Source organism: Agrobacterium sp. Azo12 (assembly GCF_029193765.2).
Lineage (GTDB): Bacteria > Pseudomonadota > Alphaproteobacteria > Rhizobiales > Rhizobiaceae > Agrobacterium.
This window is the reverse complement of sequence record NZ_JARFYO020000003.1, coordinates 407,585-433,923: the sequence shown is the minus strand read 5'-3', so window position 1 is coordinate 433,923 and position 26,339 is coordinate 407,585. Positions and strand designations below refer to the sequence as shown.

The following is a 26,339-nucleotide window of genomic DNA, read 5'->3' as shown; positions in this document are numbered from 1 at the left end:
TGTCCCTAACTATCGATGGATAAATATTGTTCCCGACAATATAAACTCATCAGTACCTTTTTACGTCACGTTACGGTGAGCACCGTATTTTTGCCGATCGCAACGGGGGTTCTTTTTTCAAGAATTCGAGATAGATATCAGGCAGTTTCAGTCAGAGGTTTTTTCGTGCTCCGTATCGTGGTCCTGTTCTGCGTTCTCTTCCTCAGTGCATGCGCGCGCCCTGGGCCAGCCACCCTCGCCCTCGTGGCACCCCTCCCTGATGCGAAGACCGTATCGATCCTCGTGGCTTCAAATCGCGTTCCCGCCAAAGACGACTTCCAGTCTTTTACCTCCGGCAGGTCGGATCGGCTGCACTATCTGGAAGTGACGGTGTCGATCCCGCCGGGTCACAAGGCGCCGAACATCGAATGGCCTACCGCCAAGCCTGATCCCCGCACATCTTTCGCAGTCGTCGCACACCGGAATCTTACGAAGACCGAGTTCATCTCGCGTGCGAAAGAACGCGCCAAGGAAACTCCAACCGGAATATTTGTGCACGGCTATAACTACAGCTATCAGGAGGCTCTGTTCCGGCTTGCGCAGATGGCCGCAGATTCGTCCGCCGCAGATGTGCCGATTTTGTTTGACTGGCCGTCGCAGGGATCGGCGACCGGGTACCTCGCCGACAGAGATTCTGCTGCATTTGCGCGAGATGATCTCGCATCTGTACTGACCGATCTTGGCCGAGCAGATGTTCGCAGCATCGTGCTGGCCCACAGCATGGGAGCCTGGCTTGCCGTTGAGGCGGTCAGGCAATTAAGCCTGACAGGACGAAAGGATGGCCTCAGTAAGATCGATCAAATTGTACTGGCGGCGCCAGACATCGATGTCGATCTTTTGAGCAGACAACTTGCCATGACCGGTCGTCTCAAAAACCCGATCGTCATTCTGGCGGCCAAGGACGATCTCGCACTTAATTTGTCACGCAGGCTCGCAGGGTCGGAATTCAACGCCGGTGCTCTTGATGTAAATGACCCACGAACTCGCGCTCTTGCCGTACGGGAAAACCTTCAGATCATTGATATTTCAAGCCTTCCGTCTGCCAATGGGAGTAACCACGACCGTTTCGCAGCACTGGCGGCAGCTTACCCGCAATTGCGGAATGAAAGAATTGCCAATCCCGTGGCAGGAACCGGCTCGCTTGTCCTGAATGGAGTGGGTGCGGTTGTCTCTGCTCCGTTCCGGTTGGGCGGCGCGCTACTCAGCCAATGACTTGATCGATTATCGCGGGAGCAATCTTCGCTTTGCTTGGATCTCTCAGCAGTATGACTAACTACCAATCTGCGAGGGCGCATTTCGATCTTGTGACGGAACTGCAAACATCTTCCGAGGGTTATGTCTGCTTCCGAAGCAAGCCAGCCGCTGACAATGTGAAAATTCCGGCCGACTTTATCTCAAACGGGGCCATATGAACGTTGAACACGTAATTTTCCAATCAAGCGCCTGGGTCCCGAACAATCCAGACCTCCCGGTTTTACTTTATCGAGCCGCGTTGCAGGAGTTAGACTGGTCGGACTTCGAAACGGCCTTCGCCGCCAATGGCTGGACGGGAATATGGCGAGACGGCGTATTTGATTTCCAGCATTATCATTCTGGCGCTCATGAAGTGCTTGGTGTGGCCAGCGGTGACGCCACGCTGTTGATTGGTGGTGTTGGTGGTCACGTCTTCCATGTCGTGAAAGGTGATTGTCTCATTCTGCCAGCAGGTACCGGTCATCGGAATTTGGGAGCATCACCCGACTTCGAGATTGTTGGGGCTTATCCGAAGGACCAGTACGCGGATATTCAAACGGCCGCCCCTACGCAGGCAATGCAAACGACAATTTCAACACTGCCAATTCCCGATACAGACCCTGTGTTTGGTTCGAACGGTGGGGTGCTGGAATACTGGCGCTAGAACGACAGGATTTGGTCGGCAAGAACGCGCCCGTCACTAGCTTCGCCACGACCAACGCAGCCCTTCTTGTCGTACTTTATCGTTTAACAGGAACCACAGCATTAGCGCGAGCATTATAAGTGGGGAATATTGCAAAGGAGCGTATTGAATGGCACTTGTTACCTATCACCTCGACGAGCATGACGGCGGTTACGCATACCGGTCTGGCGATGTCTGGTCTGAAACATTTCCAACTCACGATAATGCGCTGGCCGCTGCCAGATCTGCGGCCGAGCGACAGCAGCTTGAAGGCAGCGATGCAGAGATTTCATTCCAGCTCTCTGACGGTAGCTGGAAGACCGAACATGCATCGGGTGGCGACCGGCCAGACACAGAGATCGTTGATGACACTAAGGCGAGCAGCAAATGAAAGCCGTCAGTTCTAACAGTAACCCTTTAAAAATGGGTCAGCTGACAGGGCTGCTACATACGTAGCAGTCCGCCAGCCAAGATGATAGCCTGAGCCGTGTCTACGTCGCACCTTGCAGCGGATCCGATATCGACCAGCCTGGTATCCAAACCACTCCTTTTTATCGCCATTTTACCCCCATCTTCGTCCCCCAGCCTTTGCATGGCCCCGAACAATGTCCTTGGAATGATGACCGGGTGGCCGGGCATACTGCCATGGGCTCCTCGCACAACAACTTGGCCGTCACTCGACGTGAATGCTAGCAGCAACTGATCGATGTGCTTGGACTCTATGATGGGCATATCCGCCAGCATAATGAGAACACCGTCGCAGTCGAACAAACCCTGATGTCGAAATCCGCTGGCGATCGATGTTCCGAGGCCTTTCGCAAAATCGGGGTTGTTCAAGGTGATGACAGGGAGCCCACGAAGGGCCGCTTCCACCTCAAGTCCCCGATGCCCGGTAACGGCAACAACACGCGACAGTTTGCTCTCCAATAATGTCGATGCAGACCGCCGAACAAGGGGTATGCCATCAAACTCAGAAAGCAATTTATGAAAGCCTCCTGCAACGCGACTTGATTGTCCCGCAGCGAGAAGTAGTCCTGCGACATTGATATCATCTAGTCTCATCGACGTCATGCAAATGCCTCAAGCCGGGCTGCGGCGACGTCGGCCAGGATCGAAATGGCCAGCGAAACGGCATCACGTGTCGGCCCAAATATACCGATAGGTGCTTTGATCCTGTTGAAACTCTCCGCGGGGACGCCATTGGACCGCAACCTTTCCACACGAAGGCGATGAGTACGCGTACTGCCGAGCGCCCCGATGTAAAACGCCGGCGATGAGAGCGCCTTATCCAGAACGTGCGTTTCCCGATCGAGATCATGATGCAGTAGAACAACCGCGGTAAACGGATCAATATTCAATGGCGCTTCCTGATCACCGCAAACCACTTGATAACCCGCAGCTTCTGCAAGGCGGCAGACCACCTCCACTTCCCCGGTCTGGCCTGAAACGACCAGACGCGTTTGCGGGCGATAAACCGTCAGAAACTCGCCTCCTCGCCATCCGCTTCTGGCAGGTATTCTGTCAAAGAGCGTGAGCTGCTGCGCCTCAGTGTCCAGGACAAGTCCGGCCGACTGACGTTTGGAAAATGCCGCAAGTATTCCGGCAATAGGGTCAACCGTACGCAGCACATGGATGGCCACCGTTATGCCTCCGCCGCAGGGCAGAGCGATGTCGAAAAACGGCGAGCCTTCACCAAATTTGACGATGCGGTCAACACCCTCAGCAATGGCTTCCAAAGCTTCTGCAGCAACCGCTGTTTCAACGCAGCCCCCTGAGACATAACCGCAATATCTGCCGTCGGCCGCGACCGCGACGTGCGCACCCAGTGCGCGTGCAGCACCTCCCCTGATCTCAACAAGAGTGGCAAGCGCCGCCCCGCCACACCGCATTGCTTCCACAGCGAACTGCAGAATCTCTGCAGGATCATCTCCGGCACGAGCTCTAACAGGTATAACTCTCGGCGTTGATGTGACATCACACAACATGTTGCCTCCGACACTTGACGCTTGTTCGGCCAACTCATCGAGTCCAATCATCCGAATTCGGGCAGCTTGCTTATCAGCTTATCCAGAGTGATGGGGTACTGCCGAACTCTGATGGCGGTAGCGTTATAGATAGCGTTAGCGATTGCCGCTGATACACCACACAGGCCAAGCTCCCCGATGCCTTTCGCTTTCATGGGTGATGAATATGGATCCGTTTCATCCATGAAAATAACGTCCTGGTGTGGGATGTCTGCATGAACAGGCACCTCGTAGCCAGCGAGGTCATGATTGACGAAGAAACCGTGGCGGGTATCGACAGCTAGTTCCTCCGACAAGGCCGCTCCAGCCCCCATTGTCATTGCGCCAATGACTTGGCTTCGAGCCGTGATCGGGTTCAAGATACGGCCCGCTGCACAAACCGCGAGCATACGCCGGATCCGCGTTTCGCCGGTTGCGATATCCACGGCAACTTCAACGAAGTGACCACCGAAAGTCGATTGCTGGTGCGTTTCGGTTAACTTCCCCCATTCAATCGTGTCTTCGCCAACAAGCCCCTCAGCCCCCGCAGCATCCGCCAGAGCTACCATCCGGTTGCCACTTCTCACCTGTCCGTTTTCGAAAACAACCTCAGAGGAGTTAAAACCGAGCTTGCTCGCGACGGCCTCTCGCAACTTTACACAGGCAGCGTAAACGCCTGACGTTGCAGAGTTGGCACCAAATTGTCCACCTGACCCTGCCGACACTGGAAAGCGGGAATCCCCCAGCCGCACGTCGACACGCGTAACATCAACGCCAAGCATTTCTGCTGCGGTCTGCGCAATGATGGTATAACTTCCAGTTCCAATATCGGTCATATCGGTTTCCACGGCGATCATTCCGGTTTTATCGAGCATCACCCGAGCGCCGGAAGGCATGACAAGATTGTTGCGAAATGCCGCAGCAACTCCCTGCCCGATCATCCATGTACCTTCGCGCCGTTGAGCAGGTAGCATACGCTTTTTCCATCCGAATTCTTGGGCACCACGCCTGAGGCAGCCGACGAGGTCACGATGGGAAAATGGCCGTTTGGGATTTTCGGGGTCCACGAGTGTGTCGTTTAAAATACGAAACTCGATCGGATCCATGTCGAGCTTCTCAGCCATCTCATCCATTGCAATCTCGAGCGCCATCAATCCCGGCGCCTCGCCGGGTGCACGCATTGCATTGCCCTCAGGAAGATCAAGCGTCGCCAGTTTCGTCGCAGTCATCCGGTTTTCGCCTGCATAGAGAAGGCGTGTTTGCATGACGGCTGTTTCCGGTCCACCGCCTGGCAGATCGCCTGACCAGCTCTCGTGTGCGATTGCCGTGATCTTCCCGCTGTTTTCGGCGCCGATGCGAATTCGTTGAATTGTCGCTGGCCTGTGGGTGGTGTTGTTTGCGATCATAGGACGTGGAAGGGCAACTTTGACCGGGCGCCCCACTGCCTTTGCTGCAAGGCACGCGAGAACACAATCTACCCTGAGAAACAGTTTGCCCCCAAAACCTCCGCCGATGAACGGCGACTTCAGATGAATTTTTTCTTTGTCAACTCCAAGCGTCATTGCTAGGTCAGATCGCCACCAATCGATCATTTGACTGGAAGTCCAAACGGTAAGCTCATCGCCGTTCCACTGAGCGATAGATGCATGCGGCTCCATCATTGCGTGAGATTGGTCAGGCGTAAAATATTCCGCGTCCAGCGTCACCGGAGCAGTGGCAAACGCACGTTCAAAATGTCCGATAGATGTATCAGGCTCCACTGAGGGGTCTGGCGTGGTCGCATTTTCAATTTCAGATCTGAGGTCAAATCTGCCTTTTTCTGGCGCATACTCGACCTTGAGCAGGGCTGCGGCAGCACGCGCCTCCTCAAACGTGTCGGCAACCACCACCGCAATAGCCTGATGATAATGCTGAACTTCACGTCCACCAAACAGCTTTGCGGTATTGAGTTTGCCCTTGTTCAGCTCAGATCGATCGAGTGTTGTAACGATGCCCAGAACGCCGGGGGCGGCTGCGGCGGCAGATGTGTCTATTGAGATGACATGGCCTTTGGCGATGGTGGAACCGACGGGATAGCCATAGGCATAAAGCAGGTCTGGATCTGACCACTCGTAAGCATAAACGGCACGCCCACTGGTTTTCAGCTCGCCATCGACACGGTGGACAGGTCGTCCAACCACTTTGAGCTGATCGATTGGGTTGATTGTTGCTGGCTTGTCAAATTGCATGGCTTATCCCCTTGCCTCGGCAAGAACGGCCGCAATTGTCCGTTGGACCAGCTCGATCTTGAATTGGTTTTGATCTGTGGGATGGGCACCCGCCATGAGCATGGCGTTCACGGCACGCGATCCCTTTGAAATCTCCTCGTCGGCGGCTTCGATCCGCCATGGTTTGTGCGCTACGCCCCCAACGGCGATTGCGCCTTTTGCATTGGGTTGGATAATCGCAGCGACCGAGACCAGGGCAAAGGCGTAAGAGGCGCGATCACGAACCTTTCGGTAAATCTGGCGACCACCGACTGGTGGCGGCAAGACGACGCCGGTAATCAACTCATCTCTGGCCAGTGTGGTGTCGATGTGGGGTTTATCTCCTGGCAGCCGATGGAAATCGGCTATTGGAATTGACCGTTTCTGACCATCAGGCTTGACGGTTTCAACCACGGCATCCAGAGCCCGCATGGCAACTGCCATGTCGCTTGGATGCGTCGCAATACACGCCTCACTGACACCCACAACGCCAAGCTGGCGACTGATCCCGCCAATTGCCGAACAGCCACTTCCGGGACTACGTTTGTTGCAAGCTTGGGCAGGGTCGTAAAAATACGGGCAGCGCGTGCGCTGCATAAGATTGCCAGCGGTGGTGGCCTTGTTGCGCAACTGGCCAGAGGCTCCAGACAAAAGGGCGCGAGCCAACACGCCGTAGTGCCGCCGGACCGTGCCATCGGCAGCAAGATCGGTATTGCGCACGAGCGCCCCAATTCGAAGGCCACCGTCCGAGGTCTTTTCCACTTTGTCGAGACCGAGACCGTTCACATCCACGAGGTGGCTCGGGGTTTCGATTTCCAGCTTCATCAGATCCAAGAGATTGGTACCGCCGGCGATAAATTTTGCATCCGGATTATTTGACACCGCAGCCGCAGCTGCCTGCGCAGATGAAACCCGTTCATACGAAAACCCTCTCATGCCGGCACCTCTGCGACTTCGTTGATCGCGTCAAGAATGTTTGAGTAGGCTCCGCACCGACAGATATTGCCACTCATACGTTCCCGGATTTCCTCCGATCCTATAACAACCGGATCTGTCAGGCTTTCGGTGACGTGGCTGGGGATATTTGACCTCATTTCTTCCAGCACCGCCACCGACGAACAGATTTGTCCGGGCGTACAGTAACCACACTGGAAACCGTCATGCTTGATGAATGCCGCCTGCATCGGATGAAGGTTGCCGGGGGCTCCCAATCCTTCGATCGTGGTGATTTTATCATCCTCATGCATCACCGCCAGCGTCAGGCAGGCGTTGATGCGACGCCCTCCTACGATCACCGTACAAGCGCCACATTGGCCATGATCACAGCCTTTTTTTGTCCCAGTCAGGTGTAGATGTTCGCGCAATGCGTCGAGCAGTGTCGTTCGATTATCCAGTGTGAGATGAACGACGTTTTCGTTGACCTGGAAGGAAACCTCGGTTTTCGTTTGCAATATTCCCACTCCCTAAACGGGCGCGCCAAAGAAGTTGCCGATGGCGCTGAATTTCATGACCCTGGACAAAAGCAGTTGCGGTCCCGAAAGTTCCATGAAGCGCATGCTGCGCTTAAGCCATTTCAATGGCTAAGAAGCACCTCTTTGGCCAAGAGCGGCTGAAAGCCAAGGTCCATCACGCTTGGCGATGGAACAATCCAATACGCAAAACAATTTAGCCTCGACGATCAGTCTCAAAACTGACTGAAGTGTTTTGGAGGAAACATCATTATGATTTTTAACCAGCCCACATCCCCTGACGAACAAGATACTGGCACATTTCCCGACGGTCTGATCCGCCTCGACAAGCAGCAAATTGTACCAAGCAATCAGTTCAAGCGCCGCGAAACGGCACATGAGCGTGACTACGGAGAGCGTCGCACTATCAACACCCGCGCTGTCGGATTTGTTTGAAACCCGCCTTGACTGTTAAATTACGGCTAGTCTCTCTCTGAATGGCAATTGCTCTTTCCGCGTGCCGACAAGTTCGGAGGAGCCCCCACCCACGGACGTAAAACATGGCGGATTTCGATCTTTACTACTGGCCGGTTCCTTTTAGAGGACAATTCGTCAGAGGTATTCTGGCCCATGGGGGATGCTCCTGGGATGAACATGATGCCAATGCCATTGAAGAAATGATGGGCCGTGACGTCGACAAGCAGCCGCTTGGGTTTATGGGACCGCCAGTTCTCATTGACCGACATCGTGGATTTGCAATTTCTCAGATGCCGGCCATCGCGATGTACCTTGGAGAGCGCCTTGATCTCCTTCCCACCACCCCAGAAGGTCGAGCCCTGACTACGAAAATCGTAAACGATGCTAATGACGTCCTTGATGAGCTTACCCTCGACGGCGGACGAGAAATGTGGACGATCGAAAAATGGACTAATTTTGTCCCCCGTTTACAGAGGTGGATCAATATTTTCGAGGATACTGGAACCCGAAATGGTCTTTCGGCTGGATCAGCGTTTATGCTTGGCACTGAAAATCCCGGTGTTGCTGATATCGTTACCTCCATCCTATGGATAACTGTCGCTGACCGATTTTCTGTCATAAGGCGCATAATCGAAGACACCTCGCCGACGATATGGTCACTTTCCAAACGAGTTGGAGATACCGCACGCTTGGCTGCGTTAAATCAAAAAAGTTTCCAGGATTATGGAAATGCCTATTGCGGCGGGGAGATCGAAAAATCTCTCCGCCATGTATTGGCCTAGTTAGCCAATAGAAAACTCAGCGCCACAGGCAGTTGAGTGAGAGGATCAGCCACATCCTGAAAAGCACAGCCCCTAACAGACACAAGATCGCCGGCATAGACATGAGAAAAAACTCCCGTCTTTTGTTAACGATCAGACTCTTCCTCTTCTTTCAGAGGCACAGGGTTGGCCACGTATAACGCGCTCGCCTTCGACAAGGTAACCGTTAAATCTGCGTGATCGTAAGGTTTTGCGAGAATGAGCGCGTCATGCTGCCCCTTCACTGCCGTCGGATCGCCAGTCGCAAATACAATTGTTATGGATGGTCGTAGTTTCCTCGCCTCGCTTGCCAGCTCAACGCCTGACGCGCCCGGCAGATTGAGATCAGTGACCAGAATATCGACCGGCAACGTCTGCAGTGCCGTGAGGGCATCTTCAGCACTTGCGGCATCGACGACTATATAGCCTGCATCCTGCAACATTTCAGCTGTCGTCAGTCGGATCAGTCCATCGTCCTCGACCAGCAGCACCGTCTTTGCGTCAGCTGTAAGCCGAGCCGATGTGATTGGCGTGGCAATCTGCTCCACGGTATCTGAAACCGGTGTCGCCGTCTTCTCTACGGCCCGCTGTTTCTGGTTTGCCAATACATGGCGGAACTTCCGAGCGAGCGCCTCACGGGTATAAGGCTTGGACAGCAACTCGACCCCCGCATCAAGCTTGCCCCCATGCACGATCGAATTTTCCGTATAGCCTGATGTGAACAGCACTGCGATATGAGGCAGGCGTTCTTTGGCCTTGCGTGCCAGTTCCGGGCTTTTCAAGGTCCCGGGCATGACGACATCGGTGAACAGAAGGTCAATCGGTATTCCGCTGTCGATTACTGTCAAAGCACTCGCAGCGTCCACTGCTTTCAACGTGCGATATCCGAGGTCAGCCAACAGAGCTACTACCGTTTCCCGGACTTCCTCGTCATCCTCAACAACAAGAACGGTCTCCGTTCCACCGGTGATCGGACCATTGTCGACGACAACCTCGATATCCTCGGCTTCCAGTGCTCGAGGCAGGTAAAGTTTGATCGTCGTGCCGTGGCCTACTTCGGAATAGATTTTGACATGGCCGCCCGACTGTTTGACGAAGCCATAGACCATGGAGAGGCCAAGCCCCGACCCCTTTCCCTCTCCTTTGGTGGAGAAAAACGGCTCAAAAACCTTGTCAATGATGTCTGGCGCCATCCCGCTGCCAGTGTCTGTCACAGCCATCATAACATACTGGCCGGGGGAAACTTCGTCGTGACTGCGTGCATAAGCGTCGTCAAGATGTGCATTGCACAGCTCGATCGTCAGTTTACCTGTTCCCTGCATCGCATCGCGAGCGTTAATCGCCAGATTGAGAAGGGCATTTTCGATCTGGTTGGGGTCGATAAAGGTATTCCACAGACCGCCTGCGACAACGGTTTCAACCTCGATAGCCTCCCCGATCGCCCGGCGGATCATGTCATCCATATCACGCACAAAACGACTGACGTTCACAACCTTGGGCTCAAGTGCCTGTCGTCGACCAAACGCAAGAAGTTGGCTGGCGAGCTTCGATCCGCGACTAACACCCGCCAATGCATTCGAGATCCGCATTTCGGCACGTTCGTTGCCGACAACTTCTTTTGACAAGAGCTGGAGATTGCCAGACACGACCTGAAGAAGGTTGTTGAAATCATGCGCAACTCCACCCGTCAACTTGCCCACTGTCTCCATCTTCTGCGCCTGGGCGAGTTTGGTTTCCGCTTGCCGCCTTTCGGAAATCTCTGCGATCACCCTTGTTTCAAGAGTATCGTTCAGTTGTCGAAGCTGCTCTTCCGCTCGCTCCCGATGTCGAATCTGACGCGACAGGTTTTCTGCCTGTTCACGGAGTGCGCTTTCGGCAGCTCTTTGATGAGTGATGTCCGTATGGACGCCGACCCATTCGACAATTCTGCCAGACGAGCCTAACAAAGGCAGTCCTCTGATTGCGAATTGCCGCCATTCGCCGTCATGCCGACGCACGCGATGCTCATGCACGTACATGGATTTGGTGGCTACCGCATTATTCCATGACACGGTCGACGCTTCTCGATCGTCTGGATGAACGGCATTTACCCAGCCAAACCCTTGGTATTCATCAAAGCTCTGACCTGTCAGTGCCGCCCAACCCGGTTGTTCGCCGACCATTTGCCCATCAGCGGAATTGGTCCAAAGGACTCCATGAACCGCATCCATGGCAGTTCGGAAACGGCTATTGCTGATTTCGAGTTCGGCCTCGCGTACCGCACGTTCCTCAATATCAATGCCAAGGATATGCACGCCTGGTATCGAACCGTCAGGCTCGACATGAGGAACATACCGGATTTCCAGCCGGCGGGGCGCACCCCCGCCATATGGCATATCTGCTTCTGCAATACATGCCTCTCCGGCGAGAGCGCGATCAAGGTCCGGGCGGCGATTAGAATAGGCCTCATCACCGACAACTTCCGACACATGTCGCCCCACCATATCGGCAGGTTTTGACCCAAACCAGCTGTCGTAGGCCGCATTTGCGAAACGATAGACATGGTCCCGGTCCACATAGGCAATCAGCATGGGAATAGCGTCAGTCACGCGACGAAGTTCTGCTTCATTTGCCGCAATCTTGGCTTTCATCGCAGAGCGATCGCTGTTGTCAACGACTGTACACAGCACGCCACCAACCGACCCATCCGCTTCGTAAACTGGCGTGTAAAAGAGATCGAAAATAAATGTTTTCGGAATGCCTTCTCGGACGAGTTCCATGGGCTGGTCACGGTAGGAACGGAGTTCGCCGCGAAAGCCGGCTTCAAGCATTTCCCTGTTCCAGTCCCATATCTCAGGCCATATGCCGGGGACGGTTCCCCCCAGAGCATGTGGATGGTTGGCACCGGCTATCTCTGCGTAACGATCATTGTAGATCATCACGTGGCTCTCACCCCACATTAAAACTTTTGCCACGGGTGAATTCACGACATTTGCAACGGTGGTCCGCAATTCAGCAGACCATGTCTGAACAGCTCCAAGCGCCGTTGATGCCCAATCAAACTCGCGGATCAGCTGGCCACACTCCCCGCCGCCGATTGGCCAATCTATTGTGCTAACTGGCTTTGCTTGAACTGGTGCAGCACGTAGGGTTTGAAGAGCCGCGCAAACCACTTCGCTTGCGTTGGCATACTCCCCCTTTTGAAGGCATTCAACAATGAACGCCTCGAACTCGGAGGTCAGCAAAATGTCGTATGAGAATTTATTGGCCATGAGCTTTCGTCGCAGTTGGATGGTGGTGTGTCAATAACCACCGGACACGAGAAAATGCCAGCCAGATTTATTTCACACCTTGTCTGGCGTTGCGCATCCAAACACTCAGTTCGGAAAGGTCGTAGGGCTTTTCAAAAAACTTGACGCTACCTGGCAGAGCAGACTGTGATGGCCGAACCATGCCAGAAGTCATAACCACGCTCATCGAGGGCCATCGCTGCCGGATGAGCCCTGCCAGTTCCATTCCGTCGATTGAACCAGGCATGTTCACATCGGTAAACACGACCTCAATATCTTCGCGATGCTCGAGTATTGAAATTGCTTCGTCAGCATTCGCAGCTTCAATGGTCACAAACTGATCGTCAGACAGATAATCTGCGACATCCATGCGTATAAATGCCTCGTCCTCGACGATGAGAACCGTGATGGGGGGAGAAATCGCTTCTTTCAAATCTTGCATCCGTACCAGTTCTTTTCTCGAAAATCGCGATTCCAAGACATCACTGCGATTTGATCGCTTGCCACAACGTGGAAGCACACGAATGGTTCCAGCCCTTTTTTGATGAAGCAATCAATATTCAAAAACCGTTGATGTTGCCAACCAGGCTCGTCGATGTTTGCGGCACGAAAGCGCGATGTCGTTGCAGGTGAGCCACTGGGTGCCTTCGAGTTTTCAATCGTTGATAATGGTAGCACTATTAAACAATGTTGCTGCGCACCATGTCACAACAACTCCAGTGAACAATACCTGCAACGATCGGGACTGGTGGAAACATCTGCCCGCATCGATAACCGTGATCTCTACGCCATTTGCGATTATTCTATATGCCGTCTTGGAGAAACGGACATGCAGGCGACTACGCTTACCTGATCAACAAGCAGCTTTCAGTCGTCTCCATGAAGCGCATTGATGTAATGTTAAGTGGTACTTCCCTCGTCCACCTTCCAAACGCAGAAGCCAAGAGAATTGGCCATGTTGGCACACAAGCCTCCTATCTTCGTCAAGCGAATGGTTTAGGGTGCCCAGTTGTCTTTGGGCCCCGTGTTCACGCAGTTGCTATCGATGTTTATATGCATGACAGGTCCGTCATGGGGCAGTCTCTTGCTTCATCTCGGCTATGCTTCGGTCTCGGGTCAGCAAGCGGCCGTTCAAACCGACATAGGCGACGAGGCCGATAACCAGTCCCCAGAATGCGCCACCAATCCCAAGCAGATTGATGTTCGCCGCCGACGCAAGGAAGGTTATGAGTGCTGCCTCACGGGTGACGGGGTTTGCCAGGGCGGCAGCAAGACTGTTACCAATGGTACCTAGCAAGGCAAGCCCTGCCAGCGCGGTAATGAAGGTCGAGGGAAACGCCATGAAAATGGCCGCCAGCGTCACACCAAACACGCCGACCAGCACGTAGAAGAAGCCCGCAGCAATACCGGCGATCCAGCGCCTTGAAGGGTCTTCATGGGCCTCCCGTCCTGTTGCGATGGCGGCGGTGATCGCGGCAATGTTGAACGCATGCGATCCGAACGGAGCCATAATGAGCGAGCCAAAGCCGGTCACCGCGAGTATGGGATTGGCACTCGTCCTGAAACCATCACTCCGTAAAACAAGCATTCCCGGCATGTATTGACCTGTCAGAGTAATGAGAAACAGTGGCAGCGCAACGCTTAACAATGAATTCAGAGAAAAGACCGGCATGGTCAAGACAGGTGCAGCGAACTGAAGCTGCAGCCCGGCCAGATCAACTCGCCCCAGCATGACCAGCAACCCAAGCCCCAGACCGAGAATACCGACAACTGCATATCGAGCAGAAAACCTCTTCAGCAGGACGTAGGCGACAATAAGAAGACCGACCAGTAGTGGGTCGACTGTTACACCGGCGAAGGCACCAATGCCGAATTGAAGAAGAATGCCGGCGAGCAGGCCCGATGCGATACCAGGCGGGATCAGGCGGACGATTCTCTCAAAGCCGCCCGAAAGCCCCAGCAGGACAAACGCAGCCGCCGATACGATATAGGCGCCGACCGCTTCGGCATAAGGGGTTGTGCCGAGTGCCGTCACAAGGAACGCCGCAGCCGGCGTCGACCATGCGGTGATGATGGGCTCACGGTAGCGCCAACTGAGGATCACCCCCGTCACACCAACGCCGATCGAAACCGACCAGACCCAGGATGCCGTGAGGTCGGGTGTGAGACCCGCGACACGTGCGGCTTGAAATACCAGAATGAAAGTCCCTCCGTAATTAACGATGACGGAGATCAGTCCCGCAACGATCGGGTGCACGAGATCGGATATGTATGTGAGATATGGTGATTTCAGACGAGTGGACATGGATTTTAGATGTTCCTTCAATCGCGGCGTTCGCAATTCTTCTGCTTGACTTCTAGGCGATAAATGGACGGATATTCCCATCCATTTATCGAGAGAGATGCAGACCAATTGTTCAGGCATTCACAACTGGAAACCGTACAGGCTTGGCTTGCCCATCCCGGCCATGCCGCGATGCCTATTCATGCCAGGATACAACGGGCAATCCGCCAAATGATCATTGACGGGGCACTTCGCGCCGGCAAACCGCTGCCCGCATCGCGGTCACTCGCACGATCACTTGGTGTTTCACGAGACACTATCGAATCGGCCTATGCCCAGCTTCATGCAGAAGGTTTTATCGAACGGCGTGTGGGCAGCGGCAGCTTCGTCTCGGCGATGACTGAGTTTGCACAGCAGCACCGGCTCAAGCAGCGTGGCACTCTATCGCGCAATCAGGCTCCTGACCTGAGCAAGCGTGGAGCGGCCATGTCGCACAGCGGTGGCGTGCGAGAGATTCTGGCGCCTCGCCCTTTTGCGCACGGTGTTCCAGAAACACGCAATTTTCCGCTGCAGCTCTGGGAACGACTGGAGCGACAGGTGCTGAAAGAGCATGGCACCAGTGCACTTCTCCACAGCGACCCGCAGGGAACGGAACCCTTGCGACGCGCCATCGCCGATTATGTAAATCTCGAGCGAGGTGCTTGCGCGACAGCCGACCGAGTACTGGTACTGACCAGTTCGCAACAAGCGATGACGCTCTGCGCAAACATGCTGTTTGATTCTGGCGACCGGATATTCATTGAAGATCCGGCCTATTACGGTGCGCGAAAGGCGTTTGACGCCGCAGGTCTTGAATGTATTCCGGTCAACGTTGATCATCACGGGATCGTTGTCGACCAGATCAAGGCTGAGCCCCGCAAGGTCAAAGCGGTATTCCTGACCCCGTCCCATCAGTTCCCGACCGGTGCCACGCTTTCCCTGGACCGTCGCCTGGCCTTGATCGACTGGGCCGCCCGGCAACAGGCATGGATCATCGAAGATGATTACGACAGCGAGTTTCACTATGCCGGGAAGCCAACCGCGTGTGTGCAGGGTTTGGATCCTCATGACCGGACAATCTACATTGGCACCTTCACAAAGGCACTCTTCCCGGGATTGCGCATTGGTTACGCCATCCTTCCATCGCAACTCGTCAGGCCGATGACCGTAGGGCGCACCCTTCTGGACGGTCATACCGCTTCCATAGCGCAACTGACGCTAGCCCGTTTCATGGAAGGTGGACATTTTGGCTCGCACGTACGTGTCATGCGCAGCATGTATGCGCAGCGGCTGGACGTCGCTTCGCAACTGGTTCGCAAACATCTTTCGGATTTTGTTGAATCGCAACCACCCGCCGGTGGCTTGCAAATGCCTTGTCGTCTCATCGGCGACCTTTCAGAGCAGGCTGCCGTCAACGCCGCGCGGCGCATGGGAGTGGAACTTCTGGGTCTGTCTGCGCTTTATGCCACCGGAGACGCCAAGCCCGGGTTACTGATGGGCTTTGCCGCCTATACACCGCATGAAATTGAAATTGCCGTCAGGAAGCTGTCTATTGCATTCAGATCGCTCAACCCTTCATAGCCGCGCTTTCGCCAAACTGATGGTCCCCCCTTGTCTTGGAAACTGGCACATTATGGGCGAGTGCGGAGTGTTTCACCTACTTGCACTTCAAAAACCATTCTGGAATCTGTGGTATCTAAGAAAAGTACATAATCAGCATTTTGGCATTTGAAAGCATAACGGCATGGGATCCGAAAGTGTTCGACCACACATCATAATCACCCCACACAATCGATGACCTCACATTTGTCACTTTTGAATCCACCCAGATCCTTTGAACCTTCTCATGTCACGCGCGCTTTGCCGGAAGAAATCCATGCGCTGCAGCGCAACACGTTCGATTATTTCTGGTCGGGTAGTCAGCCCAGCACGGGTTTTCCGCGCGATCGGCTGCGATCGGATGGAAAACCCATCCACGAGATCGCCTCTATCAGCGGGATCGGTTTTGCATTTATTGCAATCGTCGTTGGCGCGTATCGATCCTGGATCACTGCTGCCGATGCCTTGGAGCGGGCAAACAAGATCTTGTCATCGCTTGGGAAGGTAAAGCGTTACCATGGCGCTTTTCCTCACTTCGTGAATGCCGAGACATGCGAGTTGATACCATTTGCAAAATTCGATGACGGTGGCGATCTCGTTGAAACCGCCTTCCTTATGCAAGGTCTTATTTGCTCACGTGAATTTTTTTCAGGATCGACGCCCGCTGAACGCAAACTACAGACCGCGGTTGACGAGTTCGTGCAGGCTGTGGAGTGGGACTGGTATACAAAGGGAGAATCCGGGCCTTTATGGTGGCACTGGAGCGCTCGCCACGCCTGGGCTCGTAATCTACCTATAGAGGGCTGGAATGAGGCTCTGAGCTGTTACGTCCTTGCTGCCGGCTCCTGCAAATATGGGATTGATCCCGCCTGCTATCATTCAGGGTGGGCACGAGATGGATCAATATTGAATGGCAACGAATATCTGGGCGTTCGCCTACCGCTTGGCGACCCTTTTGGCGGTCCGCTTTTCTTATCCCAATATTCATTTTGCGCCTTAGATCCAAGGGGTCTGGGAGACCGCTATTGCAGTGATTATTGGATGCAAATCCATGCACATGCCAAAATCAATTATCTGCATTGTCGATCGCGATACAAAGATGCCGAAGGATGGGGATTGTCTGCGTGTGACGGCCCGAGAGGTTACTTGGTCAATTCGCCTGTCAATGACAGCGGGGTAATTGCACCGACAGCCGCCCTCTCCAGCATTCCGTTTTTGCCAACGGAAGCAATCGAGGCCGCACATCAATTTCTGCATTGGAGAGGGGGACGCCTTGAGGGCCGCTTTGGCCTCATGGACTCTTTCAAGCCGTCTACGGGATGGGTGTCCAATACTCATCTTGCAATTAATCAAGGCCCAATTGTCGCGATGATAGAAAACCATCGCAGCGGCTTGCTTTGGGACTTGTTTATGGGCGCCCCTGAAACGAAATCTGGTTTGAAACGGCTGGGCTTTAACAGCCATGGACAACAGCTCACGACTTAAACATCAGGAGCGATGTTTGCTGCAACTGACGCTCTGTTATGGTTGCGCAGTACGACGCAGGTGCCCGAGAGCACGTACCCGCGAACATGATCCACACAAAGTATCAAGACCGAGCAAAAAACTTAAATGCCCAAGCCTCTGGGCTGCCAGGCATTGGCCTAGGAAAGGTCTTGAAATAGCGACTCTGGCAGACACTCACCCGCCCGAAACCGCGACACGATTGTGCCGAGCTGAAAAGGAGATTATTCACCGATTTTTTCTTGAGATGACACCATTCGAGCATCCGGTCGATGAGAGGCAGCACAGGTATCACCGCCTAGTAGCCTCAACTCGGCAGTATCTTGTTCCTCGGGCAGTGATCAAGCGCGCCTTTCCTTTGCTACCACGAGTTCCCATAGCGACCTTCGTGCAAAACACTTGTCAGCGGAAAGACGGGCTCGGGGAAGAACACCACTATGCGACCGAATGCGGTGCCCTGCACGTTTATTCGCAGTGAAGGAACGATATGTCTGCAATGGCGTTTGCGATTGCCGCATCACGTGGCAAGGAGTACGTCTTATGACTGACGCTCGCAAACCTGATCGGAAGAAAGATCAGAAATCGGACCAGCGCTCCCAGACAGCTAATCCATCTAACAAAGACCACGACCAACAATCCGGTGGATCAAAGTCTGGCGAAAAGAAGAGTGGCTCTGGCGACCGGTAGGCCCCGGTGCCGGCTTGGTACAACCCCAGCCGGAATGTCTTTTTCATACTGATGTTGGTAGATCACCAGTCACCGGAGTAAAACGAAGTTTGCCAATCCGATGATAGGGAAACGGGATAACATGCGCTATTATCCCTAGACGTTTTTGTTCACTGCTGGCTCGTTTTTGAGCATCTCTTTTGTTCCGATAGCCAAACATCAGTGTTTCGAAGCCATCAACGACTTCAACCATCCAGGCATCGTGAGATTTATAGAGAACCACGCTGGAATTCACACGTATACGCGTTACCATTTGTCCGTCCTTTTGTGAGAAAAGGCGAGACAATGCTCCCGCAGTCGGCAACGTCCTGATGAATTTGCTGTCGATTGCCAGAGTATACACATTCTCACTCCGATAACCAATCCGATGGCTCTTACAACAGATCACTAATCCTGAGGTGTCGTCGTTATTTTTGCAGTACCAATCAAAACCAGTGGAGGACCTCCATGCGCGCTTATATAATTGGCAGTATAGTCATCTGGTGCGGGGTGTTTCTGGCTTGGTACTGCTTGACAGTCTTTACACGCCGGGACAGCCCCCAGGACGCGGCTTCCCCTGCAGCAAACGTTACAATCCTGTCCGCCTCACAGTGCAAAGTTGCAGTTGAGACGCTTTTTTCGATGACCGACAAACTGTTGCAAGCCGGCGGCCCGGAAGTCCCCGCAAAGTTACGTCGAAACATCGAATCTTGCATTTCGTCGGATCCAGTCACCCGCGACAAAATCACAGCAACACAACTCATCCGGCTTTTTCCGTGAGATCTACGGCACACAGTCAAAGCTGCGGCCTCCCCTAAGGCATCATCGGATAAGCCAAGGTAGAAAATGATTGAAACATATGCCCACCCGCGTCCACACGGTGTGTTCACACGGCGTTTACATCATGTGTGATGGTTTGATGGCTTGGTATCTCGCCCAAACATTCACGAAGAGCAGTCATTCCGGTCCCATGGCCGAGGAAATGAGCGCCAAGTGAAGGTCAGCCAATCTAAGTTAAGTGAGATCGCTGATTGTCAGAACGTTCAAATTGCGCCCGTATTTCGCATATACTTTTTTGGCCGCCTCATGGATGGGCTTGAGCATTGTGTCAAAACTCGAGAGATACTGGGCTTCCGACATTCGCGTTCTATGTGTCGTGCCCTTGGCCAAAGCCTCAGCTTCAACAAAAAAACGAATTTCGAACATGCCATCATAGCCGAGAAACCGCACGGCGTTTCGCACGTCATCGAAGCTGCGCGCACGGTTGGGAAAAGCCAGTGTCATGATTGACACCTGCTGCGCTCTTGTCTGAGGGTAGCGTTGCGTCGATTGAGTGACAACATGCCGTCAGTCGCCTCAGATATGCTCAAGTCAATGAGCGTGCAGTCCCCTATTCTTACCGGCACTCCCGTGAACACATGGTAGATCGTCCATGAGCGATCTCTCTCGATCCTTCTGCCGTATTGGCTATCAGGTGTATCCTTGACGCAGGCCCCACCCTCGTTTTCCCAACGCTCTACGCTCAGTGCTTGACGTCTGTGTTTGCCGTTCGTGTTCATGGTTTTGGCCTTTCGTTGCAGTTCGAACAAATTCGTCCGCGTAGAGCCAGTTTTCAACATGAGCGCGCGTACTGGAGAAAGTCCAGCACAAGACGAGCCGATAAAAAAAGCAGATCAAAAGCGCGTGTAATTCATACAATGCGGCTGTAATGGAAAGAAGTTCCGGCGAGATATCACAAGACACGCCGGTATGTTTTCCAATCATGCGCCCTGATTGCGCACAAAACAAGGCCGTATTGAAAGTATTTGGGACCAACCGCTTGCGATCATTGGCCATTTCATCGGGAACAATCTCTTTCAGTTCAGCCCCCGTGCAGCAAAAACCTTCGGTAACCCCAGCGCCCTTGAGCGCAAAAGAGTTCTTCAACTCACTTACGCGGATCGCCACTTTTGCGCGAGCAAAACAACGACAAGAACTTTTGGTTGACAATCATTGCAAGACACTTTACGAAGTGTGATCGAGTTTGCTTGCTTAGCTTTGATTATCTCGCGATTGGCACCGCGGTCTGAACGAACCTCTCCTTTCAAAATCGTTATCATCATATACGGCACTGAGTGCTGTGTTTTCTTTATCGTTATGAAAGGGTTCATCATGAACACTGGCACAGTAAAATGGTTTGATTCCACAAAAGGCTTTGGCTTCATACAGCCTGACAATGGGTCCGCAGATGCGTTCGTGCATATCTCCGCCGTTGAGCGCGCTGGGATGCGTAACCTCGTCGAAGGCCAGAAGATCGGCTTTGATCTGGAGCGGGACAGCAAGTCCGGCAAAATGTCGGCCTGTAATCTTCAGTCAGCCTGAGGAGATCGTGCTTTCCCTTGACCACGGATGTAATGGCACGGCTGAAAGCACGTCACCTTTTCATAAAAGGCCGGGTAAAACACCTAGCCCTTTAGCTCGGCCTCGTTGGCCAACTTTGCAACAGGAATTCAAATGACCGAAAAGTACAGCATTTCCCGACAGAAAGCGGAAATTGCTTTCAACGATATCCAAACGCCCTTCTTCGGGAAGGAAAAAGCGTTTGATGAGCTTGAGGCAATAACGCAGAACCGCGAAGCAAAGACTTTGCGGCTCCGGCAAGCACGCCTTGAAAAAGAGCATTCTGATCGTGTCTCTGCGACATCAGCTCTTGTCGCGAAACGCAAACGCACAACTTAAATGTGATAAGGCTCGAACCGCCAAGAACGCGGGCGATGTCCACAGCTTAATGCGCTTCGGACAGTGAGCACACCAAAGCCGCGAGGCGACACGGCGGTCGTCCCCGATGGAACGTCCCTTACTTGAGTGCGTTGCAATTGAACGGCTTGATGCCTTTCACTAGGAACACCTCTATGAAAATACGTGCCGGCTTTAATATCGGTTATCAGTGCGAGCATGAGACGGCGATGCTGCTTGTCCTCAATATTCACCCCAGCCGGCGCGCCGACCTACTTACTGAACAAACGCTCACCTTTGATCGGCCGATTGAGGCTTGGGGTTATCTCGACATATTCGGTAATGTCTGCAGTCGCATATCTGCTCCACCCGGCCTTACGACGATTTCTACCAAGTTCGATATATATGACAGTGGCCTGCCAGATCCGGTTCCCGAAAATGCCTTTCAGCACGACATAAAGGATTTACCAGATGAGGTGCTGGTTTTCCTGCTAGGCAGCCGCTACTGTGACACCGACAGATTGGCAGACTTCGCCTGGGAGACATTTTCCGGTACCCCGCTCGGCTGGCAACGCGTGAAAGCAATTGTTGATTTTGTCCACGAGCACATAACCTTCGATTATGATAGAGCAGATCCCCTCAGAACAGCTCACGGAGGGTTCACTGACGGAAAAGGTGTGTGCCGGGACTTTGCCCATCTGGCAATTACGCTATGTCGTTGCATGAATATCCCTGCACGTTACTGCACTGGATACCTCGGAGATATCGGCGTTCCCAAGAACCCGCACCCGATGGATTTCAGCGCATGGTTCGAGGTCTACCTGAGTGGACGGTGGTACACGGTCGACGCCCGCCACAATACACCACGCGTAGGACGGATACTGATGGCGGTTGGGCGGGATGCAACCGACGTTGCACTATCGACCGCTTTTGGCCCCGCGATTTTGACGAGCTTCGAGGTTTTTACAGACGAACTTCCGTCATGACCGAAGCAAATTGAGACAGAGTGCACCGCGTTGTTCGGAATCACGACACTGCTATAGTACTACCAAAATCTGTACTTTCTGAAGAGAAAGCTAGGTTCGGCTAGCCAACAAAGGCACACATGTCTATTCAACGAACAAGCTTCTACATCTTGCTGGCGGTAGTGACGATCGCGTTTTTCTGGCTCTTGTTGCCATATTACAGTGCCGTGCTTTGGGCAGTTATTCTCGCCATCATATTCTTTCCCGTACACAGACGGGTCGAGCATGCATTAAAAGGGAGAAGCGGGATAGCGTCGATGCTAACCGTATTGTTGTGCGTTTTTCTCGTCATCCTGCCCTCCATGATTATATTGGGGTCGCTCATTCGTGAAGGCTCCAGCCTTTATCAACGGATAAACAACAACGAGATTGATTTTAGCGCCTACGCCACGCGCATCGAGGAGGCTTTGCCCGCGTTTGCCAACGACTGGCTAAGATCAATTAGGCTGGATGGCTTCACAGATTTGCGGGAGAGTGTCTCTGCTGCCTTTATGCAAGCAGGACAGTCGATCGCCGGAACAGTACTCAGTCTGGGCCAGAACACACTGCAGTTTTTTATTAGTTTCGGCATAATGCTCTACCTCATGTATTTTTTGTTCAGGGATGGTGCGGCACTTGCCAGAACAATCCAACAGGCAATTCCATTGAGCGATGAATACACGCGCCAATTCGTCGATAAATTCGCAGCAGTTGTGCGCGCTACCGTGAAGGGTAACGTCATCATCGCGATCATTCAGGGAACGATCGGGGGTATTGCTTTCCTATCTCTTGGTATCGAAGCTCCTTTATTGTGGGGCGTGGTAATGACCTTTCTGTCAATGCTGCCGGCCGTTGGAGCAGCTCTTGTCTGGGGACCAGCTGCCATCTGGCTTTTCCTCACCGGAGCATGGTTGAAGGGGCTCGCCATGGTACTCATCGGAGTGCTGGTGATAGGGCTGATCGATAACCTCTTGCGACCATTGCTGGTAGGGAAAAGCACCCGGTTACCAGACTACATTGTTCTGGTTTCCACTGTCGGCGGTATTTCACTTTTCGGAATTAACGGATTTGTCATCGGGCCGCTCATTGCCGCCCTGTTTATGTCGGCATGGTCACTTTTTGGCCGACAACAGAATGCCAAAAAAACGAACCAGCCGACGAAGTGATCATGTAGGGCCGCAAACGACTGGCTCGCCTTTTTGCATCCCCGTTGTGCGATCTGAGTTTGACGACAGACGATTTATTTGAACGAAGAAGACAATTTGGAACACAACAGCAAGAAATCGTGTTGAACCGACGAATGGTGCGTTAATGCACGCGCTTTGTACTCGGGGCCGATAGCCGCGGCAAACTACTCCAAAAAATATTAGCTTCACTGCCTATTTGTAGGGCTACCGGACGACCGAGAGTGAAAACCGTATTCACCGTCGAAGGGAACTATAATGACCGATAACAAAGAATTTTCAATCAGCAGTAATGGTGATCGTTGGTCGCTTGAGACAAATGACGGAGACATAGTCGTCCTGCATACCGCCAATAAGCCTTCCGGAGGTCCGCAGACCCGCAAGGCTCTCTCTGATTTCCTTGAAGAGAGTGTTGGCAAACCTGAGCACACAGCGCTTCTTCAAATTTTGGGGCAATCCAAAAACGAGATCAACGACCAACTGGGAAATGAAGTCGCAGATCCGTCTGTTTTCGATCAAAGGATGATCGGAAAAGAATGAGGCCGTTCGTGAACTCAAGTGTCGTCACACTCTGACAACGCAAACGCAGACATCATAAACCTAACCGCCAGATAGGATCTCATAGTGCGAAGCTGCGTCTATGGCATGGTTGGTCATATACACACCGTCTCCGACAATACTTCCCTATGATCTGCACAACCTCTGAGACATTATTCCGGCCGTATCATCGATAAGAACCTGGATACGTGCGCCTGTCGTCACAGCCTTTTCCCCTTCTTTTACGGGTCAGTAATTGGGTGGAACGCAGTCCCCTTCAAAGCCGTTCTATCCGCCGATACTTCAAAGACTTTCAGACATATTGATTACAGTTCGGGAATTCGTCGTGAGTAACATCCGCGCGTCAAAATATTTCGTAGTAGACATGATTGCCTGGAAAACCAGACGCTGGAAAGATCAAAACCTATGAAGCCTTTTGTCATAAACCCTCCAGTCTTTTATGGGTCACTCTTCATCATCGGTATCTTTCTCGCCATCGGTGTCTTTATGCCGGGAGAGGCCGGGTTGTTGTTCAGTGCGGTGCAAAAGTCAATTTTGAGCGCTTTTGGATGGTTTTACCTTCTTGCAGTTGCAATATTTCTGCTTTCTGTGCTGGTGCTGGCATTCGGACGTTTCGGGCAGCTGAAACTCGGTCCTGACGATTCAATTCCTGATTTTCGTTTCACCTCATGGGTGGCCATGCTGTTTGCAGCCGGGATGGGCATCGGCCTCATGTTCTATGCAGTAGGCGAACCCATGACACATTACATGGCACCTCCCACAGCAGAACCACGTTCGATTGAAGCCATGCGGGAAGCGATGACAGTGACGTTCTTCCACTGGGGAATTCACGCCTGGGCCATCTACGCTGTCGTGGGTCTGTCTCTAGCTTATTTTGGCTACCGCTATAACTTGCCACTCACGATCCGTTCCGGCCTCTATCCCCTCCTCAAAAATCGGATAGATGGGCCAATCGGGCATGCTGTAGATATTTTTGCAATTGTGGGAACAATGTTTGGCATAGCAACCTCTCTTGGAGTAGGCGTTGCGCAAATCAATGCGGGGCTAAATCACCTGCTGGGCATCCCTATTGGCACAGAGATTCAGCTGCCTTTGATCGCCGCTGTGACCGTGGTTGCGACCTTGTCAGTGGTCTCTGGCCTCGACAAGGGTGTGCGGATCCTTTCAGAAACCAACCTGCTACTTGCAATACTGCTGATGATCTTCGTGCTGATCGTCGGACCAACTGGCCAGATTTTCAGGGACTTCGTGCAGAACCTTGGAATGTATCTGGACACGATCGTTTTACGCAGCTTCAACATTTATGCCTACAAACCCACTCCATGGATCGACATTTGGACATTGTTCTACTGGGCTTGGTGGATTTCGTGGTCGCCATTTGTTGGCATGTTCATCGCCCGCATATCGCGAGGTCGCACAGTGCGCGAATTCGTGATGGCGGTACTTTTCATACCGGCCGGCTTCACTTTTTTCTGGATGACGGTGTTCGGCAATACAGCTATGTTTATCGATACCGGTGTGGCATCTGGCGCCTTGGGCGATGCTGTGGCCAATGATATGTCGGTCGCGCTTTTCCGGTTTTTCGAATATCTCCCCCTTCCCGCTATCACCTCAACCCTGGCGGTCGTTCTGGTTTCGATCTTCTTTGTCACGTCCGCAGATTCTGGTGCACTTGTCGTCGACGCAATAGCAGCAGGCGGCGAAACCACCACAACCACGGGGCAACGCGTCTTCTGGTGTATCATGGAGGGATTGGTAGCGGGTTGCCTGCTTCTGGCCGGCGGCCTTGCGACTTTGCAGTCCGTTACAGTTGCGAGCGCGCTACCCTTTACAGTGGTGATGCTCGCTCTGGTATGGTCCCTGTTTAGGGGTATGAGGGAAGATCTCGCACAGCGGGAGGCTCATCAAGGCCAGAGTGTCCTTCCACCGGCGCAGCCTGCCAGCGGACAAACATGGCAACGTCGTCTTGGTTTAATGTTGACTGCAGCAACAGAACAAGACGTTCGCCGCTTCATGGAAACGAATGTGCGGCCTGCCCTTGTGCAGATGGCGGAAGAACTCACGGCACAGGGCAGAATTTCAGAGATTTTGACAGAAGACGACGATGCAATTGTCCTTCGATCACCAGCTGAAGGCGTGCGCGACTTCGTATATGGCGTGTCCCTGACGAGCCACCGTGTTGCTAGTTTCACAACGATACGTGCAGGACAACCGGAGCTCAGATACGAGGCAAGGACTTATTTTTCGAGTGGTAACCGGGGGTACGACCTGATGAGAATGTCACGAGATCAAATTCTAGCCGATGTGCTTATCCAATTTGAACGATACCTGCATCTGGTAAACTCTCCCGATATGCAGCTTGTCCACGGTGCCCCGGAACATCCCTCGGGAGTTTGATACAATCTCACAATGCAGGAAATCAACGACAGGGTTTTCCAAAAACATCCAGTACCTCTATAGACCAACGGTCCCATATGCTGATCGAAACTGACATGCTGTTGTTGCAGCGACAACTAGCTCAGCCGTACAAGTGCCTTTAACCCCCACAGGG

General features: G+C 53.1%; 25 protein-coding genes. 14 read left to right on the top strand and 11 right to left on the bottom strand.

All coding sequences use genetic code 11. The annotated features are described in order from the left end of the window. The first annotated feature begins 165 nt into the window (after window positions 1-165). From PYL13_RS24050 to PYL13_RS24040, 3 genes are all read left to right on the top strand, one after another. On the top strand, window positions 166-1,251 hold the full coding sequence (locus PYL13_RS24050) for an alpha/beta hydrolase (protein ID WP_275643576.1): 1,086 nt from the start codon (window positions 166-168) through the stop codon (window positions 1,249-1,251). A 196-nt stretch (window positions 1,252-1,447) separates the two neighbouring features. Next, on the top strand, window positions 1,448-1,936 hold the full coding sequence (locus tag PYL13_RS24045; RefSeq protein ID WP_275643575.1) for a cupin: 489 nt from the start codon (window positions 1,448-1,450) through the stop codon (window positions 1,934-1,936). 148 nt (window positions 1,937-2,084) lie between these two features. Next, window positions 2,085-2,345 (top strand): DUF2188 domain-containing protein, encoded by a 261-nt coding sequence (locus PYL13_RS24040; protein WP_275643574.1) that lies wholly within the window; start codon window positions 2,085-2,087, stop codon window positions 2,343-2,345. Window positions 2,346-2,398: 53 nt separating this feature from the next. Here the strand turns inward: PYL13_RS24040 and PYL13_RS24035 are convergent, their stop codons facing one another. The 5 genes from PYL13_RS24035 to paoA are packed head-to-tail and all read right to left on the bottom strand — an operon-like array spanning window position 2,399 to window position 7,654. After that, window positions 2,399-3,025 (bottom strand): nucleotidyltransferase family protein, encoded by a 627-nt coding sequence (locus PYL13_RS24035; RefSeq protein WP_275643573.1) that lies wholly within the window; start codon window positions 3,023-3,025, stop codon window positions 2,399-2,401. After that, window positions 3,022-3,939 carry an XdhC family protein gene (locus PYL13_RS24030; RefSeq protein ID WP_275643637.1) on the bottom strand — a complete coding sequence of 306 codons (918 nt, stop codon included), beginning with the start codon at window positions 3,937-3,939 and terminating at the stop codon, window positions 3,022-3,024. Before PYL13_RS24030 ends, PYL13_RS24035 begins: the two co-directional genes overlap by 4 nt. 47 nt (window positions 3,940-3,986) lie before the next feature. Continuing rightward, complete coding sequence (gene paoC / locus PYL13_RS24025; protein ID WP_275643572.1) at window positions 3,987-6,185, bottom strand: aldehyde oxidoreductase molybdenum-binding subunit PaoC; 2,199 nt, start codon at window positions 6,183-6,185, stop codon at window positions 3,987-3,989. Between the two features lie 3 nt (window positions 6,186-6,188). Then, complete coding sequence (locus PYL13_RS24020; protein ID WP_275643571.1) at window positions 6,189-7,139, bottom strand: FAD binding domain-containing protein; 951 nt, start codon at window positions 7,137-7,139, stop codon at window positions 6,189-6,191. After that, on the bottom strand, window positions 7,136-7,654 hold the full coding sequence (gene paoA, locus PYL13_RS24015) for an aldehyde dehydrogenase iron-sulfur subunit PaoA (RefSeq protein ID WP_275643570.1): 519 nt from the start codon (window positions 7,652-7,654) through the stop codon (window positions 7,136-7,138). Before paoA ends, PYL13_RS24020 begins: the two co-directional genes overlap by 4 nt. 270 nt (window positions 7,655-7,924) lie before the next feature. Between paoA and PYL13_RS24010 the strand changes: the two genes are divergently transcribed. Further along, on the top strand, window positions 7,925-8,107 hold the full coding sequence (locus PYL13_RS24010) for a hypothetical protein (RefSeq protein WP_275643569.1): 183 nt from the start codon (window positions 7,925-7,927) through the stop codon (window positions 8,105-8,107). A 104-nt stretch (window positions 8,108-8,211) separates the two neighbouring features. Further along, on the top strand, window positions 8,212-8,910 hold the full coding sequence (locus tag PYL13_RS24005) for a glutathione S-transferase (protein ID WP_275643568.1): 699 nt from the start codon (window positions 8,212-8,214) through the stop codon (window positions 8,908-8,910). Window positions 8,911-9,035: 125 nt separating this feature from the next. On the opposite strand, the gene PYL13_RS24000 is transcribed toward PYL13_RS24005, so the two are convergent. Continuing rightward, complete coding sequence (locus PYL13_RS24000) at window positions 9,036-12,179, bottom strand: PAS domain-containing protein (RefSeq protein ID WP_275643567.1); 3,144 nt, start codon at window positions 12,177-12,179, stop codon at window positions 9,036-9,038. Between the two features lie 67 nt (window positions 12,180-12,246). Further along, window positions 12,247-12,630, bottom strand: a complete 384-nt coding sequence (locus tag PYL13_RS23995; protein ID WP_250985763.1) for a response regulator — start codon at window positions 12,628-12,630, stop codon at window positions 12,247-12,249. Window positions 12,631-12,792: 162 nt separating this feature from the next. Between PYL13_RS23995 and PYL13_RS23990 the strand changes: the two genes are divergently transcribed. Beyond that, window positions 12,793-13,050 (top strand): hypothetical protein, encoded by a 258-nt coding sequence (locus PYL13_RS23990; RefSeq protein ID WP_275643566.1) that lies wholly within the window; start codon window positions 12,793-12,795, stop codon window positions 13,048-13,050. A 216-nt stretch (window positions 13,051-13,266) separates the two neighbouring features. Here PYL13_RS23990 and PYL13_RS23985 read toward each other — a convergent pair whose 3' ends face one another. Then, window positions 13,267-14,502 (bottom strand): benzoate/H(+) symporter BenE family transporter, encoded by a 1,236-nt coding sequence (locus tag PYL13_RS23985; protein WP_275643565.1) that lies wholly within the window; start codon window positions 14,500-14,502, stop codon window positions 13,267-13,269. A gap of 108 nt (window positions 14,503-14,610) precedes the next feature. Here PYL13_RS23985 and pdxR point away from each other — a divergent pair, with 108 nt between their 5' ends. Next, window positions 14,611-16,101 (top strand): MocR-like pyridoxine biosynthesis transcription factor PdxR, encoded by a 1,491-nt coding sequence (gene pdxR, locus PYL13_RS23980; RefSeq protein WP_368077711.1) that lies wholly within the window; start codon window positions 14,611-14,613, stop codon window positions 16,099-16,101. Between the two features lie 369 nt (window positions 16,102-16,470). Next, window positions 16,471-17,604, top strand: a complete 1,134-nt coding sequence (locus PYL13_RS23975) for a glucoamylase family protein (protein WP_275643636.1) — start codon at window positions 16,471-16,473, stop codon at window positions 17,602-17,604. A 748-nt stretch (window positions 17,605-18,352) separates the two neighbouring features. Here PYL13_RS23975 and PYL13_RS23970 read toward each other — a convergent pair. The 3 genes from PYL13_RS23970 to PYL13_RS23955 all read right to left on the bottom strand — a co-directional run bounded on the left by PYL13_RS23970 (window position 18,353) and on the right by PYL13_RS23955 (window position 20,253). Beyond that, window positions 18,353-18,691: a hypothetical protein gene (locus PYL13_RS23970; protein WP_275643563.1), complete on the bottom strand. Its 339-nt coding sequence runs from the start codon at window positions 18,689-18,691 to the stop codon at window positions 18,353-18,355. Between the two features lie 650 nt (window positions 18,692-19,341). Then, complete coding sequence (locus PYL13_RS23965) at window positions 19,342-19,611, bottom strand: DUF1488 domain-containing protein (RefSeq protein WP_275643562.1); 270 nt, start codon at window positions 19,609-19,611, stop codon at window positions 19,342-19,344. 186 nt (window positions 19,612-19,797) lie between these two features. Next, a complete protein-coding gene (locus PYL13_RS23955) occupies window positions 19,798-20,253 on the bottom strand; it encodes a hypothetical protein (protein WP_275643642.1) in 456 nt (151 codons plus the stop codon). A 225-nt stretch (window positions 20,254-20,478) separates the two neighbouring features. Between PYL13_RS23955 and PYL13_RS23950 the strand changes: the two genes are divergently transcribed. From PYL13_RS23950 to PYL13_RS23925, 6 genes are all read left to right on the top strand, one after another. Then, window positions 20,479-20,688, top strand: coding sequence for a cold-shock protein (locus PYL13_RS23950; RefSeq protein ID WP_275643560.1), 210 nt, complete (start codon window positions 20,479-20,481; stop codon window positions 20,686-20,688). Window positions 20,689-20,820: 132 nt separating this feature from the next. Beyond that, complete coding sequence (locus PYL13_RS23945) at window positions 20,821-21,045, top strand: hypothetical protein (RefSeq protein ID WP_192490323.1); 225 nt, start codon at window positions 20,821-20,823, stop codon at window positions 21,043-21,045. 173 nt (window positions 21,046-21,218) lie between these two features. Next, window positions 21,219-22,028 (top strand): transglutaminase-like domain-containing protein, encoded by an 810-nt coding sequence (locus tag PYL13_RS23940; RefSeq protein ID WP_275643559.1) that lies wholly within the window; start codon window positions 21,219-21,221, stop codon window positions 22,026-22,028. Between the two features lie 119 nt (window positions 22,029-22,147). Then, window positions 22,148-23,212, top strand: coding sequence for an AI-2E family transporter (locus tag PYL13_RS23935; RefSeq protein WP_275643558.1), 1,065 nt, complete (start codon window positions 22,148-22,150; stop codon window positions 23,210-23,212). A 276-nt stretch (window positions 23,213-23,488) separates the two neighbouring features. Continuing rightward, a complete protein-coding gene (locus tag PYL13_RS23930; RefSeq protein WP_275643557.1) occupies window positions 23,489-23,770 on the top strand; it encodes a hypothetical protein in 282 nt (93 codons plus the stop codon). 423 nt (window positions 23,771-24,193) lie between these two features. Then, entirely contained in the window at window positions 24,194-26,185 is a 1,992-nt protein-coding gene (locus tag PYL13_RS23925) for a BCCT family transporter (protein ID WP_275643556.1), read from the top strand. Window positions 26,186-26,339 lie beyond the last annotated feature (154 nt).

What these genes read in the sequence shown, in the direction of transcription:
- PYL13_RS23925 (WP_275643556.1), top strand. Translation starts at nt 24,194, where the DNA reads ATGAAGCCTTTTGTCATAAACCCTCCAGTCTTTTATGGGTCACTCTTC.
- PYL13_RS23945 (WP_192490323.1), top strand. Translation starts at nt 20,821, where the DNA reads ATGACCGAAAAGTACAGCATTTCCCGACAGAAAGCGGAAATTGCTTTC.
- PYL13_RS23950 (WP_275643560.1), top strand. Translation starts at nt 20,479, where the DNA reads ATGAACACTGGCACAGTAAAATGGTTTGATTCCACAAAAGGCTTTGGC.
- PYL13_RS24040 (WP_275643574.1), top strand. Translation starts at nt 2,085, where the DNA reads ATGGCACTTGTTACCTATCACCTCGACGAGCATGACGGCGGTTACGCA.
- PYL13_RS24030 (WP_275643637.1), bottom strand. Translation starts at nt 3,939, where the DNA reads ATGTTGTGTGATGTCACATCAACGCCGAGAGTTATACCTGTTAGAGCT.
- PYL13_RS23985 (WP_275643565.1), bottom strand. Translation starts at nt 14,502, where the DNA reads ATGTCCACTCGTCTGAAATCACCATATCTCACATACATATCCGATCTC.
- PYL13_RS24010 (WP_275643569.1), top strand. Translation starts at nt 7,925, where the DNA reads ATGATTTTTAACCAGCCCACATCCCCTGACGAACAAGATACTGGCACA.
- paoC (WP_275643572.1), bottom strand. Translation starts at nt 6,185, where the DNA reads ATGCAATTTGACAAGCCAGCAACAATCAACCCAATCGATCAGCTCAAA.
- PYL13_RS24000 (WP_275643567.1), bottom strand. Translation starts at nt 12,179, where the DNA reads ATGGCCAATAAATTCTCATACGACATTTTGCTGACCTCCGAGTTCGAG.
- PYL13_RS23965 (WP_275643562.1), bottom strand. Translation starts at nt 19,611, where the DNA reads ATGACACTGGCTTTTCCCAACCGTGCGCGCAGCTTCGATGACGTGCGA.
- PYL13_RS24035 (WP_275643573.1), bottom strand. Translation starts at nt 3,025, where the DNA reads ATGACGTCGATGAGACTAGATGATATCAATGTCGCAGGACTACTTCTC.
- PYL13_RS23990 (WP_275643566.1), top strand. Translation starts at nt 12,793, where the DNA reads ATGTTTGCGGCACGAAAGCGCGATGTCGTTGCAGGTGAGCCACTGGGT.
- PYL13_RS24020 (WP_275643571.1), bottom strand. Translation starts at nt 7,139, where the DNA reads ATGAGAGGGTTTTCGTATGAACGGGTTTCATCTGCGCAGGCAGCTGCG.
- PYL13_RS23940 (WP_275643559.1), top strand. Translation starts at nt 21,219, where the DNA reads ATGAAAATACGTGCCGGCTTTAATATCGGTTATCAGTGCGAGCATGAG.
- PYL13_RS23930 (WP_275643557.1), top strand. Translation starts at nt 23,489, where the DNA reads ATGACCGATAACAAAGAATTTTCAATCAGCAGTAATGGTGATCGTTGG.
- PYL13_RS24005 (WP_275643568.1), top strand. Translation starts at nt 8,212, where the DNA reads ATGGCGGATTTCGATCTTTACTACTGGCCGGTTCCTTTTAGAGGACAA.
- PYL13_RS24045 (WP_275643575.1), top strand. Translation starts at nt 1,448, where the DNA reads ATGAACGTTGAACACGTAATTTTCCAATCAAGCGCCTGGGTCCCGAAC.
- PYL13_RS23935 (WP_275643558.1), top strand. Translation starts at nt 22,148, where the DNA reads ATGTCTATTCAACGAACAAGCTTCTACATCTTGCTGGCGGTAGTGACG.